This window comes from Streptomyces sp. NPDC033229 (genome assembly GCF_055576875.1).
This window is the reverse complement of sequence record NZ_JBVIQR010000002.1, coordinates 226,017-244,371: the sequence shown is the minus strand read 5'-3', so window position 1 is coordinate 244,371 and position 18,355 is coordinate 226,017. Positions and strand designations below refer to the sequence as shown.

Annotated in this window: 19 protein-coding genes; 11 read left to right on the top strand and 8 right to left on the bottom strand. The window is 67.6% G+C overall.

Going from position 1 to position 18,355, the window contains the following annotated elements:
- The first annotated feature begins 16 nt into the window (after positions 1 to 16).
- From ACZ53N_RS03020 to ACZ53N_RS03010, 3 genes are read left to right on the top strand one after another with little or no spacing between them, the layout of a single operon-like run.
- The gene (locus ACZ53N_RS03020) at positions 17 to 391 is read left to right on the top strand and encodes a DUF6507 family protein (protein ID WP_469139207.1); all 375 of its coding nucleotides are present in this window, start codon (positions 17 to 19) and stop codon (positions 389 to 391) included.
- Positions 388 to 2,961 (top strand): hypothetical protein, encoded by a 2,574-nt coding sequence (locus ACZ53N_RS03015; RefSeq protein ID WP_469139206.1) that lies wholly within the window; start codon positions 388 to 390, stop codon positions 2,959 to 2,961. Before ACZ53N_RS03020 ends, ACZ53N_RS03015 begins: the two co-directional genes overlap by 4 nt.
- Positions 2,958 to 3,191 (top strand): hypothetical protein, encoded by a 234-nt coding sequence (locus ACZ53N_RS03010; RefSeq protein ID WP_469139205.1) that lies wholly within the window; start codon positions 2,958 to 2,960, stop codon positions 3,189 to 3,191. Before ACZ53N_RS03015 ends, ACZ53N_RS03010 begins: the two co-directional genes overlap by 4 nt.
- Positions 3,192 to 3,241: 50 nt before the next feature.
- Here the strand turns inward: ACZ53N_RS03010 and ACZ53N_RS03005 are convergent, their stop codons facing one another.
- The 3 genes from ACZ53N_RS03005 to ACZ53N_RS02995 are packed head-to-tail and all read right to left on the bottom strand — an operon-like array spanning position 3,242 to position 3,854.
- Positions 3,242 to 3,430 (bottom strand): hypothetical protein, encoded by a 189-nt coding sequence (locus ACZ53N_RS03005; RefSeq protein WP_469139204.1) that lies wholly within the window; start codon positions 3,428 to 3,430, stop codon positions 3,242 to 3,244.
- The gene (locus ACZ53N_RS03000; protein ID WP_469139203.1) at positions 3,427 to 3,663 is read right to left on the bottom strand and encodes a hypothetical protein; all 237 of its coding nucleotides are present in this window, start codon (positions 3,661 to 3,663) and stop codon (positions 3,427 to 3,429) included. The genes ACZ53N_RS03005 and ACZ53N_RS03000 overlap by 4 nt, the downstream gene beginning before the upstream one ends.
- On the bottom strand, positions 3,660 to 3,854 hold the full coding sequence (locus ACZ53N_RS02995; protein ID WP_469139202.1) for a hypothetical protein: 195 nt from the start codon (positions 3,852 to 3,854) through the stop codon (positions 3,660 to 3,662). Before ACZ53N_RS02995 ends, ACZ53N_RS03000 begins: the two co-directional genes overlap by 4 nt.
- Positions 3,855 to 4,117: 263 nt before the next feature.
- On the opposite strand from ACZ53N_RS02995, the gene ACZ53N_RS02990 reads away from it, so the two are divergent.
- The 8 genes from ACZ53N_RS02990 (at position 4,118) to ACZ53N_RS02955 (ending at position 12,157) form a co-directional block, all read left to right on the top strand.
- Entirely contained in the window at positions 4,118 to 4,975 is an 858-nt protein-coding gene (locus ACZ53N_RS02990; RefSeq protein ID WP_469139201.1) for a helix-turn-helix domain-containing protein, read from the top strand.
- Positions 4,953 to 5,183, top strand: a complete 231-nt coding sequence (locus tag ACZ53N_RS02985) for a DUF397 domain-containing protein (RefSeq protein WP_469139200.1) — start codon at positions 4,953 to 4,955, stop codon at positions 5,181 to 5,183. Before ACZ53N_RS02990 ends, ACZ53N_RS02985 begins: the two co-directional genes overlap by 23 nt.
- A 98-nt stretch (positions 5,184 to 5,281) precedes the next feature.
- Positions 5,282 to 6,814 carry an alpha/beta hydrolase gene (locus tag ACZ53N_RS02980; protein WP_469139199.1) on the top strand — a complete coding sequence of 511 codons (1,533 nt, stop codon included), beginning with the start codon at positions 5,282 to 5,284 and terminating at the stop codon, positions 6,812 to 6,814.
- Between the two features lie 89 nt (positions 6,815 to 6,903).
- Positions 6,904 to 7,365, top strand: a complete 462-nt coding sequence (locus ACZ53N_RS02975) for a DUF6507 family protein (RefSeq protein WP_469139198.1) — start codon at positions 6,904 to 6,906, stop codon at positions 7,363 to 7,365.
- Positions 7,362 to 9,482 carry a hypothetical protein gene (locus ACZ53N_RS02970; RefSeq protein WP_469139197.1) on the top strand — a complete coding sequence of 707 codons (2,121 nt, stop codon included), beginning with the start codon at positions 7,362 to 7,364 and terminating at the stop codon, positions 9,480 to 9,482. Before ACZ53N_RS02975 ends, ACZ53N_RS02970 begins: the two co-directional genes overlap by 4 nt.
- Before the next feature lie 7 nt (positions 9,483 to 9,489).
- Positions 9,490 to 9,927, top strand: coding sequence for a hypothetical protein (locus ACZ53N_RS02965; protein WP_469139196.1), 438 nt, complete (start codon positions 9,490 to 9,492; stop codon positions 9,925 to 9,927).
- A 198-nt stretch (positions 9,928 to 10,125) separates the two neighbouring features.
- Positions 10,126 to 11,538, top strand: a complete 1,413-nt coding sequence (locus ACZ53N_RS02960; protein ID WP_469139195.1) for a DUF6177 family protein — start codon at positions 10,126 to 10,128, stop codon at positions 11,536 to 11,538.
- Positions 11,539 to 11,656: 118 nt separating this feature from the next.
- On the top strand, positions 11,657 to 12,157 hold the full coding sequence (locus ACZ53N_RS02955; RefSeq protein ID WP_469139194.1) for a YbaK/EbsC family protein: 501 nt from the start codon (positions 11,657 to 11,659) through the stop codon (positions 12,155 to 12,157).
- 88 nt (positions 12,158 to 12,245) lie between these two features.
- Here the strand turns inward: ACZ53N_RS02955 and ACZ53N_RS02950 are convergent, their stop codons facing one another.
- The 5 genes from ACZ53N_RS02950 to ACZ53N_RS02930 form a co-directional block, all read right to left on the bottom strand.
- Positions 12,246 to 13,409: an ABC transporter ATP-binding protein gene (locus ACZ53N_RS02950; RefSeq protein WP_469139193.1), complete on the bottom strand. Its 1,164-nt coding sequence runs from the start codon at positions 13,407 to 13,409 to the stop codon at positions 12,246 to 12,248.
- Positions 13,402 to 14,460, bottom strand: a complete 1,059-nt coding sequence (locus tag ACZ53N_RS02945) for an ABC transporter ATP-binding protein (protein WP_469139192.1) — start codon at positions 14,458 to 14,460, stop codon at positions 13,402 to 13,404. The genes ACZ53N_RS02950 and ACZ53N_RS02945 overlap by 8 nt, the downstream gene beginning before the upstream one ends.
- A 13-nt stretch (positions 14,461 to 14,473) precedes the next feature.
- Positions 14,474 to 15,433: an ABC transporter permease gene (locus tag ACZ53N_RS02940; protein WP_184733028.1), complete on the bottom strand. Its 960-nt coding sequence runs from the start codon at positions 15,431 to 15,433 to the stop codon at positions 14,474 to 14,476.
- Positions 15,426 to 16,352 carry an ABC transporter permease gene (locus tag ACZ53N_RS02935; RefSeq protein ID WP_356450130.1) on the bottom strand — a complete coding sequence of 309 codons (927 nt, stop codon included), beginning with the start codon at positions 16,350 to 16,352 and terminating at the stop codon, positions 15,426 to 15,428. Before ACZ53N_RS02935 ends, ACZ53N_RS02940 begins: the two co-directional genes overlap by 8 nt.
- A gap of 137 nt (positions 16,353 to 16,489) precedes the next feature.
- Positions 16,490 to 18,133 carry a peptide ABC transporter substrate-binding protein gene (locus ACZ53N_RS02930; protein WP_469139191.1) on the bottom strand — a complete coding sequence of 548 codons (1,644 nt, stop codon included), beginning with the start codon at positions 18,131 to 18,133 and terminating at the stop codon, positions 16,490 to 16,492.
- Between the last annotated feature and the right edge of the window lie 222 nt (positions 18,134 to 18,355).

Genomic DNA, 18,355 nt, shown 5'->3' with positions numbered 1-18,355 from the left:
GGCAGGGGGAACTTTCGTGTCGGCTTGGGACATCAGTCCGTCCGCGGTGAGTGGCGTGCTCACCAAGTGCGGAACGTCAGCCGAGGGGTTGTCGAAGGCGGGCCAGGCGGTGCAGAAGTCGCTGCCGGCCGCCGCGACGGCGGCGGGGACCATCAGCGGGATGTACTGCGGTGAGGCGCCGAGCGGGCCGGTCTCGGGCGCGCTGGCCGAGTTCGCCAACGCGTGGGGCAAGGACGTCGCCTACGTGGCGCAGCGCACCGTCAACTCTCTGACCGGGGCCAAGACGGCCACCGAGGAGTACGTCAAGGGCGACCTGAAGATGGCGGCGGACGCGCAGAGCGAGGCGCTCAAGGAGCCCAAGATCGACATGCCGGGTCAGGGGAAGAAGTGAGCGACAAAGAACTCATCGTCCCTTCGGGCATACCGCAGTTCACGGGCGATCTGGAGACACTGGACACCGAGTCCAAGTCCCTGGCCACCAACGCCAAGCTCTTCCGGGACTCCGGTGCCGCCGTGCACACCCAGTTCCAGGGGCTCTCGGCCTGCTACAAGGCACCCGAGGCGGACAAGCTGTTCGCCACGACCCAGCCCGTCGCGACCAAGTCCGACGCCTTCGCGGACGACCTCGAAAAGGTCTCCTCGGCACTGAACGCCTACGCCGGTGAAGTCCGCCCCTTGAAGGACAAGCTCAAGAGCCTCAGGGACGACGCCTTCGCGTTCGTCGACAGCGTCGAGGGCGACGACGACTGGCGCAAGGACCAGAAGAAGGTCGACCGGAACAACAACCTCTGGCACAGCGTCAACGCCACCGTCGCCGCCTTCCACGCCGCCGAACGCGCCTGCCACGACAAGATCGTCGCCCTGGTGCACGGCACGCCCCTCATCGCCGACGACGGCTCCCACAAGCCGAACATGTACGGCTACAAGGCCAGTGACCTCGACCATGCCGAGGAAACACCCTGGGGCAAGATGGCCGAGCGCGAGTACACCGGCATCGAGTGGCTGGGCCACCAGATCAAGAGCTTCGTCTGGGACGGCTTCATCGTCGACGGCATCTGGGGCACGATCAAGGGCCTCGGCACCCTGGTCGGCACCGACGGCTGGGACGCGGCGGGCCAGGCCTGGACGGGCCTCGCCAAGCTGGCCACCGGTCTGGCCATCACGGCCACCCCCCTCGCCGCCGTGTACTGGACGGCCCCCGAGGACAAGCTGCCGAGCTGGCTGCGTGACTCCCGCACGGCGGTGAAGGAGACCGGCAAGGCGCTCATCGCCTACGACCAGTGGGGCAAGAACCCCGCCCGCGCGGCAGGCGGCGTCACCTTCAACGTGCTGACCACGGTCTTCACCGGCGGCGGTGGGGCTGCCGCGAAGGGCGGTGCCGCCGCGAAGGCGATCTCCGTGGCCGGCAAGGTGAGCCGCATCGTCGACCCGATCACCTATGTCGGCAAGGCCGGAAAGTTCGCCTTCGTCAAGGTCGGCGACCTCATGGCGGGCCTGAAGACCTTGAACCCGGGCGCCTCGTTGCGTATCGCGGGAGAGACGTTCAAGCTGGCCGACGAGCTCACGGCGTCCAAGCTGCCGGAACGCCCCGCCGGTCTGCCCGAGGAGGCGGCGCCCTTCCTCGACAACAAGGGCCGCCCGGTCTATCTGAATCCGAAGACCGGCGAACTCTTCGACGAGTACGGCAAGGTCAAGCAGCCCGCCGAAGCCGTCCCGAAGGAAGGCTCGGCAGCGGAACGCGCCGCCGAGGCGGAGAAGGCCCGTGCCCCCGAGCCGGAGAAGGTCCTGGTCGGCGCGGGTGCCCGCGCGGGGGACAACGTCACGGCCTCGGTCGGACACTCCGGCGACAACGCCGCGGGCGGGGCGGGCGGCGCGGCGCGCGACGTCCCCGGCGGTGCTGCCCACGACCTCGGGCAGGGCCCCTCCGCGAGTCACGGGACGCCGGGCACGGGTAGTGGTGGTGCGGGTGGTGGTGCCGGTGGCGGGCACAGCACGCCGCACACCGGCGGTGGCGGTGGCCACGACGTGCCGGGCTCGGGCTCCGGCGGCCACGGCTCCGGTGGGCGTGGTGACACCCCGACGACCCCGCACGGTCACGAGGAGCCCCGCCCCGGGGACGACACCCCGCCGCGCGACGGCGACCACGGCAACGGCAACGGTCACGACGCGCCCTCCGGCAACCCGCACGAGGCGGACGGCGCACACGGCTCCAAGCCCGAAGGCACGGACACCTCCGGTCCCGGCGGTGCGCACGGCGCCGACGGCGGCACGCCGCCGCACACCCCCGCACCGGCCCGCCGGCCGGTCGGTGACTTCGTCCCCGGCTCGGGCAAGGACCTCACCCCGGAGCAGCTCCAGGAAGGGCTGCAGCAGGCCCTCGACGGCGACTACGCGGGCCTGCGGATCAAGGTCGACGGCGTATTCCCCATGGACAACCAACTGGGCTGGAGCGCGCAGATAGTCGACCAGGCCGGAAACCCGGTGGGCAGGATGGACCGCGACTTCATCCGCAAGGAAGACGGTACGCTGGCCGTCAAGCACAACATCATGAAAATCGATGACGCCGCCTACCGCGGAAAGGGCGTCGGTTCGGCCATCAGCAGGGACCTGGAGAACTGGTACCGGAAGTCCGGTGTCTCGGAAATCCAGCTCACGGCGGGCAAGGAGAACGGCGCCTACACCTGGGCCCGACGGGACTACGACTGGGTGCAGGAGAAGTCCGCAAAGAAGATCTTCAACCGCATCAATGTAAAGATGAAGGATCCCGAGTGGGACCTCTCCCCGGAGGAGCTCGCGGCCGCACAGGACATTGTGAACCGCGCGCGTAACAACCCGTTCGGAAGCCCCGACTACCCCACCCCGCGAGAGATCGCGAACATCGGGCGTGGGAGCGGCCGGGAGAACCCCTTCGGGAGGCGTGTACTCGTGGGTCAGCGTTGGGAAGGTAGGAAGCTGCTGTGACGGAGCGCGAGCCCGGCAAGCTGGAGCCGTCGGAGCCGGTTCACCCTCTGGTGACCAAGCGGCACCGGCTGTCATCGGAATGGTTCTACGAGTTCTGCGCCAAGTACGGCGTGGACTACCCGGACGAGGCCACTCCCGAGCAGGAAGCGGAATACGACGCGGGCCTGGACGCGATCCACGCGCAGATCCGCGCGGAGTACGCCGCCGAGAAGGCGAAGCAGGACGACTGATCGTCGTCGGGCGCGGCCGATCGAGCCGCGCCCGACGACTCAGGGGTCGATCACGGGTACTCGTGCGTCACACGCAGATGCACCCCCATGGCGGTGGTCAGCGCGGCGGCTTCCTGAACATCCCCGGCGGCCAGCGCGCGGGCACGCTTGCGCTTGATCTCCTGGCAGCCTTCGCATCGACGGCCCGCCTCCACGGCCCCTGTCGCAACGGACGCCGCCGCAACGGCCTCCCCGCTCATAGCCGACCTCGCGCGGCCTGGTCGTTGACGCCGGCCACGCGTGCGCGCAGCGCGTCACCGGTGGTCGCCGGACGGAGGTCGCACGGGAGGGCCTCCCACTCCCGTCCACCGGCAGGGTCTCGCAGTAACACCCGCCCGCAGATGACGTCCATCACCTCACCGACCCGATCCCGCCGGGCGTCCAGCACCAGTGCCCCGATGGCGGGAAGCGGTGGTCGCTCGTGATCGGTCACCGGCCCGCCGCCTGCGGGCGGGTGACGATGTCGATGCCGTGCGCGGACATCCGCGCGAAGGCGGCGGGGGCCGGCGGTCGCGGGGATTCGGCGGGCCGAGCGGGACAGCGAACCTGCTGCTCATGGCGGTTGACCATCAGTCCGCACAGAGCTCTCGCCCAGCTGAACCAGCGGTAGATACACTTCTCCACGTTGACGCTCCTCAATCAGCGTTGGCCATGCCCCGGGACTGGTCGCACAGTCGCCGGGGTTTCCTGTTTTGGGCACACGGGTGCCCTGTGACAGCCCTCGGAGGAGAAACCAGCAGGGCTGCTCCACGAAGCATGCACACCCGGACGCGCGCCAACAATCGAATCCGTGAAAGTGCATATAGACGTGTGAATCGCGGCGCCCCCGCCCCGGAGCCATGCGAGACACTCTGAACTCACCACCGCACCCTCGGGGGAGGCTCAGAGTGACCGCGCTACCTACCGTGCGTCGTCGCATGCTCGGCTTGGAACTACGCAGCATCCGCGAGGAACTCGGCCTGACGGTCAATGAGATGGCCCAACGTCTCGGATGGCCCCAGTCCAAGGTCAGCCGGGTCGAGACCGGCCGCTCCGGCATCCGTCCCCACGAGGTGGAGGACGCTCTGGACTCCTATCAGGTCACGCCCCCAGAAAGGCGGGAGGCCCTTGCCACGCTCGCCCGAGAGGTCCGGCAGAGGATGTGGTGGACGCCGTACTCCGACGTGATCACACAGCGGTACGCGGAGTACATCGCTTTCGAGGCCGAGGCGTGCTCGATGCGGTCCTTCGCGGCGACACTGGTTCCCGGGCTCTTCCAGACAGCCGAGTACACCCGGGCGATCAGCGCCACGCTCCAGCCGGATTCGCCGCCGCAGGAGATCGACGCCCTGGTCAATGTCCGGCTGGCCCGGCAGAACGCCGCACTCCGCAGGACGGATCCGCTGCATGTGTGGGCCGTCTTGGACGAAGCGACCCTGCGGCGCCAGATCGGCGGCCCGAAAGCCATGGCCAACCAGCTCCGACACCTGCTGGCCCTCTCCGACGAACCCCACGTCACCATTCAGGTGCTGCCGTTCGGCACAGGCGCCCACTCGGGCTTGCTCGGCCCCTTCGTGATCCTGCAGTTCCCGCTCCGCAGCGATCTCGACGTGGTTCACACCGAGTCCTACGTGAGTAACCTTCACTTCGAGCGGGACAACGAACTGGCGACCTACAGCAAGCTCTTCCAGCAGCTATGCGCAACGGCGCTGGACGTTGCGGCCTCACGCGACCACATTGGGCATGTCATCAAGGATATGGAATGAGGCACGTATGAACCTCGTCTCTGTCACGTGGCGTAGAAGCTCTTACTGTGGAACCCAGGGCGAATGCATAGAGGTGGCTGACGGCATCCCCGGCCTGACGCCGGTCCGCGACAGCAAGAACCCCCAGGGCCCCACCCTGCTCTTCGAGGCCGCCGCCTGGGCGGCGTTCATCACCGGGCTGAAGCGCGGCTCCATCCCGGCGGGCTGACGCCCCCGGGCCGTAGCACCAATACGGGGGCAAACCCCCCAACGCATACGGGGGATCAACCCATGGAGCGGAGCGCCCCCGCTCCATAGCGTCGAGGCATGAGAAAACGGAACGTAGTCACCGCCCTCACCCTCACCTTCGCCACCGTCGCCACAGGGACCGGCTTCGCCGCGAGCCCCAAGAAGCCGGCTCCGGCGCAGCAGGACGGGTTGGAGCGGTTCAGGGAGCAGAGAGTCGTCTGGGGCGCGTGCCAGGACGAGAAGCTGGCGGCGAGCGGGACCGAGTGCGCGCGGGTCACCGTGCCGCTGGACTACCGCGACCCGGACGGGCGGACTTTACAGATCGCGATATCGCGCATCAAGGCCGCAAACAATGGCAAAGCGCGACGCGGGATACTCCAGACCAACCCCGGCGGCCCCGGCGGCCCCGGCCTGTCCATGCCCGCCGAACTACGGAAGCGGCTCAGCGCCAACGTGGCGGCGGCCTACGACATCATCGGCATGGACCATCGCGGGGTCGGGGAGAGCAACCCGTTGGACTGCGGGCTGCCCCGTACGGCCTGGATACGCTCGGCCGGCAACGACCGGGCCGGGTTCGACGAGAACGTACGGCTGGCCCGGCAGGACGCCCGTAAGTGCGCCGCGAAGTACTCCGGCACGCTCGCGCATTACTCGACCCGCAATATCGCCCGCGACGTCGATATCGTCCGCGCGGTCCTGGGCGAGCGCCGGACCTCGTGGTTCGGGCAGTCGTACGGCACGGTCCTCGGCGCCACCTACGCGCAGATGTTCCCGGAGAGGGTCGACCGTCTGGTACTGGACAGCGCCCCCGACCCGGTCAAATACGGTGACATGCGCTTGGCCCAGGACATGGGGCCCGTCAACGAGAAGGCTCTGGACGAATTCGCCGCATGGGCCGCGCCCCGCCACAGCCGGTATCGCCTCGGCGCCACGCCCGCGGCCGTCCGCAGCACCGTCGAGGGGCTCGTACAGCGGGCCATGAAGGAGCCGGTCAAGGTCGGCCCGTACCGGGTGGACGGGCACGATCTGCCGCTCTTCCTCTTCGACTTGGGAGTGGACGCCCAGAAGAACACGCAGTACGCCGAGGTCGTGCGGAACCTCCTCGACGCTGCCGACGGCAAGGCGAACACCCCCCATCCGTACCTGCTCGAGCAGCTCAAGGTGATGTCCGATCCGGCGGGCTCCGGGATGAGCGCGGGCATCTCCGGTCAACTCGCGGTGCTCTGCGCGGACACCACCATGCCCCGGGACCCCGAGTGGTACTGGCGAGCCGTCGAACGCTCCCGCGCCGAGCAGCCGGTCTTCGGCCCGGCCCTCAACGGCCCCCTTCCGTGCGCCTTCTGGAAGGATCGCCCCAGCGAAAAGCTGACGGAGATCAACAACAAGGTGCCCGCGCTACAGCTCCAGGCGACCGTTGACACCCGCACCTCCTACGAGCAGGGGCTCGGCATGCACCGGGCCATGCGCGGCTCGGTCCTGGTGACCGTCCCGATCCGTACCCATGCGGTCATCGTCTCCCGCCCTGGCACCTGCGCGGACAAGGCCGTGGACGACTACCTGCTGCGGGGCACCCTGCCCGCGCGGGACATCACCTGTAAGCCCGCCGCCTGAGCCGAGGCACCTGCCCCGGGACGAGGGCCCACCCCGCCCCATGTGCACCAATCACGCCACATGGCACGTAACCGCTTTGCGCATACAACATGTTTTCGATAGACATGGATGCCATTCAGTGGGGGCTGTGTGGCGGGAGTGCACATGGTGCGGGGATCGGGGATCTGGGGGATTTCATGACGGCTTGGGACATTGTTCCGTCCGAAGTGGGCGCGGTACTCACGAGATGCGGGAAGGCCGCCGAGGGGTTGTCGAAGGCGGGCCAGGCCGTGCAGAAGTCGTTGCCGGCCGCTGCGATCGCTGCCGGCACGATCAGCGGTATGTACTGCGGGAACGCCCCGAAGGGCCCGGTAGGGGCGGCGCTGGCGGAGTTCGGCTCGAAATGGGGCAAGGACCTGGCCTATATCGCGCAGCGCACCGTCAATTCTCTCAACGGAGCCCAGAAAGCCACCCAGGCCTACATGGAGGGTGACTTGAAGATGGCAGCCGACGCACACAACGCGGCGCTCAAGGAGCCCGTCATCAAGATGCCCGGGCAGGGGAAGAAGTGAGCGACCTCATCATTCCGACGGGCATACCGCAGTTCGTCGGCGAGTTAGGCACGCTGGAGAAAGAGTCCAAGTCCCTGGCCTCGCAGGCCAAACTGTTCCGGGACTCCGGCGCGGCCGTGCACTCCTCCTTCCAGGGCCTGTCGGCCTGCTACAAGGCCCCGGAAGCGGACAAACTCTTTGCCACCACCACCCCCGTCGCGACCAAGTCCGACGGGTTCGCGGACGACCTGGAGAAGGTCTCCTCGGCACTGGACGCCTACGCGAGCGAAGTGCGCCCGTTGGCGGACAAACTCGCGTCCCTCAAGGAACAGGCCATTGCCTTCGTCGAAAGCGTCGAGAACGACGACGACTGGCACAAGGACAAGAAGAAGGTCGACCGCAACAACGAGCTCTGGCACAGCGTCAACGCCACTGTGGACGCCTTCCACGCCGCCGAGCGCGCCTGCCACGACAAGATCGTCGCCCTGGTGGGCGGCACGTCGTTGATTGCCGATGACGGCTCCCACAAGCCCAACATGTACGGCTACAAGGCCAGTGACCTCGACCACGCCGAGGAGACCCCCTGGGGAAGCATGGCCGAGCGGGAGTACACGGGCCTCGCTTGGCTGCGCCACCAGGCCAAGAGCTACCTGTGGGACGGCATCGTCATGGACGGGATCGTCGGCACCGCCAAGGGCGTGGCGACCCTGTTCGGCTCCGAGGGCTGGGGCAAGGCCGGTGAGGCATGGACGGGCCTGGCCAAGCTGGCCACGGGCGTGATCATCAGTATCTCGCCCCTGTCGGGCGCCTACTGGATGGCGTCCGACGACCAAATGCCGGCCTGGTTCCGTGATTCCCGCACCACCATGAAGCAGACCGGCAAGGCGTTCGTCGCCTATGACCAGTGGGGCAAGAACCCCGCCCGAGCGGCCGGTGGGGTCACCTTCAACGTCTTGACCACTGCTTTCGGCGGCGCCGGAGCAGCCGCGAAGGGCGGGGCCGTGGCGAAGACGTTCGCCGCGGCGGGCAAGGTGGGCCGGCTCATCGACCCGATGACGTACGTCGGCAAGGCCGGAAAGTTCGCCTTCGTCAAGGTCGGCGATCTGATGTCGAGCTTGAAGACGTTGAACCCCGGTACGTCTTTGCGCATCGCCGGAGAAACATTCCGCCTGGAGGACGAGGCTGCGGCGGCCAAACTGCCGGGACGCCCTGCCGGCCTGCCCGATGAGGCGGCGCCCTTGGTCGACAGCAAGGGCCGCCCGGTCTACCTGAACCCGAGGACCGGCGAGCTCTTCGACGAGCACGGCAAGGTCAAGCAGCCTGCGGATCAGGTCCCGAAGGAGCTCTCGGCCACGGAACGCGCCGCCGAGCACGCTCGCGCGTCCCAGCCGGAGAGGGTTCCGGTCGGCGCAGGCGCCCGTGCGGGTTCCGACGTCACGGCCTCGGCCGGACGCACCGGTGACAACGTCCCCGGCGGGGCTGCCGACCACCCGCCGGGCGGCTCCGCGAGCCACCAGCCCGGAGGATCAGCCGACGAGCTCGGCCGACGCCCGTCCGCGAGCCATGAACCTCCCACAGGCCCGCCCGATCCGCCCCCGTCTCGCGATGGCGGCACCCCCGGAGGGGGCTCACACGCTTCCGATAGCTCCCACCACGACGGGCACCCTCAAGCGGGCCACTCCCCCGACGGCGCTGGCCCACGAGGTGACGGCGGCATGCCGAGCCACGGAGAGACGCACCACGGGTCTGGGCGAACGCCCGCTGAGCAGACAGGCGCAACAGAATCAAAGGGCGCAGCCGCCCAGAGGCGCGGCAGAGAGTACGAGGAGTACCTCCAAGGGAAAATGGGAGGGGGCGACTCCTTCCGAGAAGGAGGCCGCGAATTCGACGGAAGCTATCCGGGCGGGAAGGCGGACGCAAAAACTTGGTTCGAAGCCAAATCTGGGTCCTATTGGGATAGAGTAAATCGCGACCCGAAGACCATGCTTAAATTCAAGTCGAACCTCGGCGACGCACGCCGCATCGCGACCGAGCACGGTAAAGAGTTTTTGCTCATTTCCGAGAAGGAGATCCCCGACAACATCGTAAAGTGGCTCGAAAAGAAGGGCTACAACTGGAAGATAGTCCCAAAGGAGTAGTGTTCAAATGTCTCGAACAGTCGATGTCGACTTCACCTTCCAGGAGCCCGTCACGGTCTCTTCAGTGGTGGAATCCTTGTCCCGGTCGGGCTGGTCGCCCGTGGAGCCCCTCGGGATCTCGCACGCCAGCGAGGATGAGGATGGCGATCTGGAATGGGTAAGCACCACCCCTGATTCCAGCAATCAGGTCATCTCCGATCTCGATTCCCCAAAGAATCATGGGCGTGTGGTAGGAATTTCCATCTACAGCCAGGAAGGAGAAACGGGAGGACTGCTCCTGTTCTTCGCCGATAGGACTCAGGTTTCATTCTCACCTTCAATTAACCGGCGAAGGCTTCACGTAGCGGAAGAGATGACCGACCTGCCTTGGTACCTTGATCGAATGCTGCCTGGCCTTTATGCGAGCGGCCTTCTTGGCTATCAGGCGCAAGACGTCGCTGACTAAGAACGGGCAGGCAACAGGCCAGCGGAGCTCACCGGTCAGGGTCCCAGCGATGCGGAACGTGGGCCTCTGGCCGTCCTGTAAGGGTTCCTGGTCTATGTTGCCGTCACGGCCGGTAGGCGATTCGGTGTTCCGGCAGATCGCTCATGGCCCCAGCCGAGACCCTGTCACCCGCCCACCCGCGCACAATAGGACACCGCCATGAAAGACGTCATAGCCCTCACCCCCGACATGCCCGACTCCTGGGCCGTGTTGGCCGGGCTCTTCGCGGGTGGGCCCGAACTCGAGGTCAGTAGCGGGCACGACGGTGCCGTCATCCAACTGCACGCGGCGGACGGACGGCCGCTCGTCTCGCTGGAGGCGCCGCTGCTCGTGCACGTGCCCGGCGAGGCCGAGCGGCTGCTCGGGGGCGACGTCAGCGAGCCCCCCGTGCCGTACTGGTGGTCCGAAGTGCGGGCCTCTACCGCCGTGCCGGAGGCAGGGCCGCTGGCCGGGTCCGTCGCCGGGCGGCTCACCGCCCTGCTCGGAGGGAGCGTGTGGCCCGCCGGGGCCGCCACCACCGACGTCGTCCGGACCACCGCCGCAGAAACCGTCGCCGCCAACGGTGACGACGACGCCCTCACCGTGGACGTCCTCACCGACTCCACCGCCGTGGTCCTGGCCGACCGGCCCGTCCTCGCGCTGACGGCCTGGCTGTCCGCGATCCTGCGGAAGGTCACCGACGCCGGGCTCGCGCTGCACATCGTCACCCCGGCCCACGTGCGGCTCAGCCTGCCCCTGCGTACCGCTCTGGCCGGGGCTCCCAACCGCTGGGTCGTGCAGGACCCCGAGTGCGGCTACTACGACGGGCTCTCCGGCGCCGTCCTGCACTGGCAGCACGGCACCTTCACCCCCGTCGTCGACGAAGCCGGGGAGCGGTCCGCCGCCAAGGTCTTCACCGAAAGCGCCCCCGCCACCGAGCGACAGCTCGGCGTCGCGTTCCGCGTCACGCACCGCGCCGACGACAGCCTCGTGCTCGGCCGTTCCCTGGAAGCCGCCTGGAGCGCGCTCACCGGCGCCGCGCCCGCAGGCTGGGGCACCGCCGAGCCCGTCAACCTGCGGTGGTCCACCCAGCAGTTGACGGACCTCGCCCGCGACCGCTCCCCCGAGCCCACCCACCTGCTCGCCGTCGGTCACCCCGACCGCCCCGCTATCGCCACCCACCGCGTCACCCGCACCCCCGACGGCGTCGCGGAGGACATCACCCTCACCCTCGGCTACGGCGAGGACGAGACCCCGCCGCTCGACGCGATCGAGCCCCTCGCCCGGACCCTCGTCGCCGAGCACGGCCTCACCTCCATGCTCGTCACGCTGCGCCGGGCCCGCCGCGACCTCGCTGTTCCGCCGCGCTTCGAGGCACCGCCCATTCCCATCTCCTTCACCCTCGGTGCCGCCGACGTCCACACCATCGGCCTCGACCACGCCCGCCGCCCACCCCTCGACCTCCGCCCCGTCCACCTCGGCCCGGACGCCCGGCCCGCCCTGTACTACCCCCTCGGCGACGGCACGGACGCCCAGGCATGGACCGTCCTCCAGCAGCTCTCCGCCCACCTCCAAGTCGATCCCGCGAACTGAGCCAGGGGCAACGCCCGTTGCCCCTGCATCAGGTGGGTAGCCACACCCCATCTGACATACTCATGCACACTGAACCTTTTTCGTCACAGCAGTTCAACGGTGAGGACGTGGTGGGGATATGGCGTCGGGCGAGATGTACGAGACGTACGAGAAGCTGATCGCCCTGCTCGACGAGCACGGCGCCACCTACCGGACGATCGACCACGAGGCCGAGGGCGGCACCGAGGCCGTGAGCCGACTGCGTGGGCACGAACTGGCGCAGGCCGCCAAGTGCATCGTCATCATGGTGAAGTTGGGCAAGAAGACGAAACGTTACGTGCTCGCCGTGGTGTCCGGCGAGCAGCGCGTCGACCTCGCCGCGGTCAAGGGCCTGCTCGGCGGGACCTATGCGGGATTCGCCTCGCAGGACGTCGCCGAAAAGCTCTCGGGCTGCGCGAGCGGAACCATCCTGCCGTTCTCCTTCGATCCCGAGCTGGAGCTCATCGTCGATCCGGCGCTGCTCGCGCACCACGAGTTCTTCTTCAACGCCGCTCGCCTCGACCGCTCCCTCGCCCTCTCCACCGACGACTACCTCAAGGTCGCGGAGCCGCGCGTCGAGGCGATCGCGGTCAGCGGCTGACCCACCTGCCGCGACAACGCAAGCGGGGGCTCCCCCGGACATGACGTCCAGGAGAGCCCCCGCTGAATCAAACGCCGAGCGCGAGCGATTACGCCACGCCCACCACGTCCTTCTCCTCCGCGAAGTGGCACGCGGACTCGTGTGCCGCCGGAGTCTTCTTGCCCGCGAAGACCTCGGGGATCGCCAGCAGCGGGACCTCCTCCGCGCAGCGGTCCTCCGCCTTCCAGCAGCGGGTGCGGAAGCGGCAGCCGGACGGCGGGTTCGCCGGGGAGGGCACGTCGCCGGTCAGGATGATCCGCTCCCGGCGCTCGCGGGCGTCGGGGTCGGGGACCGGGACGGCCGACAGCAGCGCCTGGGTGTAGGGGTGCGTCGGGTGCTCGTAGATCTCCGTGTCCGTGCCGATCTCGGCCATCTTGCCGAGGTACATCACGCCGACCCGGTCGGAGATGTGCCGCACGATGGACAGGTCGTGCGCGATGAAGAGGTAGGAGAGGTTGAACTCGTCCTGGAGCTTCCCCATCAGGTTGATGACCTGCGCCTGCACCGACACATCCAGCGCCGAGACGGGCTCGTCGCAGATGATGATCTCCGGGTTGAGCGCCAGGCCGCGCGCGATGCCGATGCGCTGCCGCTGACCGCCGGAGAACTGGTGCGGATACCGGTTGATGTACTCCGGGTTCAGGCCGACGACGTCCAGCAGCTCCTGGACCTTCCGCCGCCGGTCGCCCTTCGGCGCCACCTCGGGGTGGATCTCGTACGGCTCCCCGATGATGTCGCCCACCGTCATCCGGGGGTTGAGCGAGGTGTACGGGTCCTGGAACACCATCTGGATGTTGCGGCGCACGGCCTTCAGGGCGCGCCCGGACAGCTTGGTGATGTCCTGGCCCTTGTAGAAGACCTCGCCCGACGTGGCGGTCTCCAGCGTCATCAGCAGCTTGGCGACCGTGGACTTGCCACAGCCGGACTCGCCGACGATGCCGAGGGTCTCGCCCTGATAGAGGTCGAAGGAGATCCCGTCGACCGCCTTGACCGCGCCGACCTGCCGGCGGAAGAGGATGCCCTGCGTCAGCGGGAAGTGCTTGACAAGGTTTCGGACCTGGAGGATCGGCTCGCCGCGCTCGACCGGGGCGTCGAGGACGGCCTCGACCTCGGCGGTGGTGCTGGCGTCGGTGTGCACGACCTCAGTGACGTTCGGCGTCGCGTCGGCCACGGCCTCGCCCTTCTTGCCGGACTCGCTGGTGGGCTCAGCCATGGATCGTCTCCTTCCAGAAGTGGCACGCGCTGCCGCGGCCCGGCAACGCCGCGCCGTCCGGCTCCGTGACCTGGTGCAGCTGCGGGACGTCGGTGCGGCAGACGTCCTGCGCCTTGACGCAGCGCGGGTTGAAGGCACAACCGGCGGGGATCCGCGTCAGGTTGGGCGGCAGGCCCTTGATCGCGAAGAGCTCCTGGCCCTTCTGGTCCAGGCGCGGGATCGAGTCCAGCAGGCCACGGGTGTACGGGTGCGCGGGGCGCTTGTACAGCTCGTGGACCGGCGCGGTCTCGACGATCCGGCCGGCGTACATCACCGCGATCTTGTCGGCGACGTCCGCGACGACACCGAGGTCGTGGGTGATGAGGATCAGGCCCATGTTGAACTCGCGCTGGAGCTCCGCGAGCAGATCCATGACCTGCGCCTGCACCGTCACGTCCAGGGCCGTCGTCGGCTCGTCCGCGATGATGAGGTCCGGCTCCAGGGCCAGCGCCATCGCGATCATGATGCGCTGGCGCATACCGCCCGAGAACTGGTGCGGGTAGTCACCCACCCGCTCCTTGGCGGCCGGGATGCGCACGCGGTCCATCAGCTCGATGGCCTTGGCCTTGGCGTCCTTCTTGGACAGGCCCTGGTGCACCCGGTACATCTCGCCGAGCTGGTAGCCGACGCTCAGGACGGGGTTGAGCGAGGACAGCGCGTCCTGGAAGATCATGGCGATCTTCCGGCCGCGGATCTGCCGCCGCTCCTCGCCCGACATGGTGAGCATGTCCTGGCCGCGGTAGAGGATCTGGCCCTGCGGAATCTTGCCGGGCGGCATGTCGAGGATGCCCATGATCGCCTGCGCGGTCACGGACTTGCCCGAGCCGGACTCGCCGAGCACGGCCAGGGTCTCGCCGGCGTCGACGGTGTAGTTCACACCGTTGACGGCCTTGGCGACACCCTCGCGGGTGTGGAACTCCACGTGCAGGTCGCGGACTTCGAGCAGCGGAGTGCTCGCGTCGTCGGCCGAACGGGGTTCGGGGACGTTCGCGGTCTTCTCAAGAGTGGTCACGGTTACGCCTCCCTCAGCGCAGCTTGGGGTCGAGGGCGTCGCGCACCGCGTCGCCGAGCATGATGAACGCGAGCACCGTGAGGCAGAGCATGCCGGCGGGGAAGAACATGACGTGCGGGGCGTCCCGCAGTGCGTCCTTGGCGTCCGAGATGTCGATGCCCCACGAGATCGTCGGGTCGGCGAGGCCGAGACCCAGGTACGACAGCGTGGCCTCGGCGGCGATGTAGCCGCCCAGGGCGATCGTGGCGACGACGATGACGGGGGCGATCGCGTTCGGCAGGATGTGCCGGAACAGGATCCGCCCGGTGCCCGCGCCGAGCGCGCGAGCGGCCGTCACATAGTCGGACTGCTTGGTGGTGATCACCGAACCGCGCATGACGCGGGCGATCTGCGTCCAGCCGAGGAACGCCATGGACCCGGCCACCACCCACAGCTCCCGGTCGGTGAACGAGGTCAGGATGACCATGGCACCGAGGAAGAAGGGGATGCCGAAGAAGATGTCGGTGAAGCGGGACAGCACCGAGTCGATCCAGCCACCGTAGTAGCCGGCGAGCATGCCGATCAGTCCGCCGAGGATCGTGACCGCGAGGGTGACGAGCACGCCGACGCTGATCGAGGCGCGGGCGCCGTAGATGACACGCGCGTAGATGCTGCGGCCCTGCTTGTCGTAGCCGAACCACTCGGGCGAGAAGACGTGGCCCCACTCCGGCTTGGACATGAAGTGGTTCGTCAGATCGCCGCTGCGCGGGTCCACGCTGGTGAACAGCGTGGGGACGATCGCCATCACCAGCAGCAGCACGATCAGCAGCGCGGAGATGACGAAGAGGGGATTGCGGCGCAGCTGCTGCCAGGCGTCGCTCCACAGGCTGCGCGGCTTGCCGGTGGCGGGCACCGCGGGCACGTTCGCCGCGACCGTCTCGTCCGAGGTGAGGACGGTGTCGGAGGCGGCCGGGGTCTTGGTCACGTCAGGCATACCGGATCCTCGGGTCCAGGACCGCGTAGAGCAGGTCGACGATCAGGCTGGTGAACAGGAAGACGATGACCAGGACGGTGACGATCCCGACGGTGGTCGTGCCCTCGCCCTGGCTGACCGCCCGGTACAGCTGCTGGCCGATGCCCTGCACGTTGAAGATGCCCTCGGTGACGATCGCGCCGCCCATCAGGGCGCCGATGTCCGTACCGAGGAAGGTGACGACGGGGATCAGCGAGTTGCGCAGCAGGTGCACACCCACGATGCGCCGCCGGGGCAGGCCCTTGGCGAGCGCGGTGCGCATGTAGTCGGAGCGGACGTTCTCGCTGATGGTGGTGCGGGTCAGCCGCGCCACATAGGCGAGCGACAGTGAGCCCAGCACGGCACCCGGGAGGATCAACTGGGTGAAGTCCTCGGAGTCCTGGACGCTCGGTGTCACCCACCCGAGTTCGGTCGCGAAGACCGTCTGGAAGATGTAGCCGAGGACGAAGACCGGCACCGAGATCACCAGCAGGGTGAAGATCAGCACGGCGGTGTCGACGGCCTTGCCGGCCTTGAGCCCGGCGAAGACGCCGAGGGTGATGCCGAGGATCACCTCGATGACGAACGCGACGAGCGCCAGCCGGATGGTGACCGGGAAGGACTCCGCCATGAGGTCGGAGACCTGACGGCCGCCGAAGGTCTCGCCGAACTTCCCCTGGAAGAGGTCGGCCATGTAATTGGTGTATTGCTGCCACAAGGGCAGGTCGAGCCCGAACTTATGGCGCAGCACCGCGACCTGGGCGGGGTCCGCCGCCTTGTCGCCCCACAGCGCCTTGATCGGGTCGCCGGGCAGCACATGCACCATGAGAAAGATCAGCAGAGTGGTCCCGATGAACACCGGGATCATCTGGAGCAGTCGCCTCGCGACGTAGCGCCCCATGTCGCCTCCATGTCAGTCGCATCCGCGGCGTCGGACGCATGTGCCCCTGCGGGTGGAGGAGGATGGCGCTAACGCTCGCGGGTGCGCCGGTGCCGCCGACGTATGCGGCGGCACCGGCCTCAACGGTTGTCCCTGGGTTACTTCTGCTTCACCTGAACGTCGGTGAGGATGGGGTCACCGTCCTGGCCGTACGGCATCTTGCCGTAGACCTTCGTGGACTGACCGGCGTTGGTCGCGTAGTACCAGAGGGGGATGACCGGGAGCTTCTTGGCCAGGGTCTTCTCAGCCTCCTGGTAGAGCTTCACAGTCTCGTCGAGGGTGTTCGCCTGGTCGGCCTTGGCGGCCAGCTCGTCGAACTCCTTGTTCTCGTAACCACCCTGGTTGCCGTCGGCCTTGGAGCCGTAGAGGTCACGCAGGAAGTTGGCGTTGACCGGGTAGTCCAGCACCCAGCCGGACCGGTACATCGACTTGACCTGCTTCTTCTCACGCTGGTCGAGGTCGGCCTTGAAGTTCGGCTTGGAGTCGCCGACGCACTCGATACCGGTGGACTTACGGATGCTGTTGCACACCGCGTCGACCCAGGTCTTGTGCGGCTGGTCGGCGTTGTACTGGATGGAGATCTTGTTGCCGGGGACGCCGCCGCCGTCCTTGATGTACTGCTTGGCCTTCTCGGGGTTGAACGTGCAGGCCTCGCCACAGGAGTTGGCCTGGTAGCCGATGACACCCTTGGCGACGAAGCTGGTCGCCGGGACGCGGGAGCCGTGCAGCGTGGTCTTGGTGATCGTGTCGCGGTCGATCGCCATCGACAGGCCGGTGAGGACCTTCGGGTTGATGCTCTTCCACTGGTCGGTGTAGAAGGCGAACGCGACGTCCTGGATCGCCGAGTACTCGTTGGTGATCGCCCGGTCGCCGAGGTCCTGCTTGTAGTTGGTCAGCGAGGTGTCGGGGATCTGCTCGACCCAGTCGAGGTTGTTCGACCGCAGGTCGTTGTAGGCGGCGTCGGCGGTCGTGTAGTTCTTGAAGGTGATGCCGCCGTTCTTCGCCTTGTCCGGGCCCTGGTAGCCGTCGAAGCGCTTCACGACGATCTTGTCGTTGTGGTCCCAGGACTCGAACTTGTACGGGCCGTTGCCGACGGGCTTCTGGCCGTACACCTTGGGGTTCTTGAAGAACGCGTCGGGCAGCGGGTACCAGACCGAGTAACCGAGCTTGTAGTTGAAGTACGAGACCTTCGACTTGAGCGCGATGGTGAACTCGGTGTCGCTGACGACCTTGAGGCCCGACATCTTGTCGGACTTCGGGTCGCCCTCACCCTTGGCCGGGTGGACGTCGTCGTAGCCCTCGATGTCGGAGAACCACTGCGAATTGATCTGGTTGTTCTTGGTGTTGGCCGACCAGTTCCAGGAGTCCACGTAGGACTTGGCGGTCACGGGCTCACCGTTGTGGAACTTCCAGCCCGGCTTGAGCTTGACGGTCCAGTGCTGGGCGTCCGAGGAGGTGACGGACTCGGCGTTGATGTTCCGGATCTTGCCGGTGCCGGGCTCGTACGTCACCAGGCCGGAGAAGAGGCTCTTCAGGACGCGGTGGCCCTGGCTCTCCTTGGCGTTCGCGGGCTGCAGCGGGTTCTGCGGCTCACTGGTCTGAACGACCAGCGTGCCGTTGGGGTCGACCTTGCCATCGGTCAGACCGCTTCCGCTGTCGCTCTTGTCGCCGCCGCAGGCGGTCGCAGCCATGGCCACGACTATCGCGCCCGTGACCCACTTGGCGCTCTTGGCACCGCGCATGGGAATGCCTCCTCAGGAGTCCACTTATCACTACAAGAGAGGCACCGGCCCCACGCTGACACCCCTGACAGCGGAGACGGAACCGGCACCCCGAGTGTGCTCGTGAGTCGGCGCTCCCCACAGCGCGTGACCCGTTGACCCGAGCTCAGTGAACCCAACTATTAAGTAGGACCGCCTTGTAAACCACACTTAAAGGGTCTCGCTTTGGTCACATCGATCACA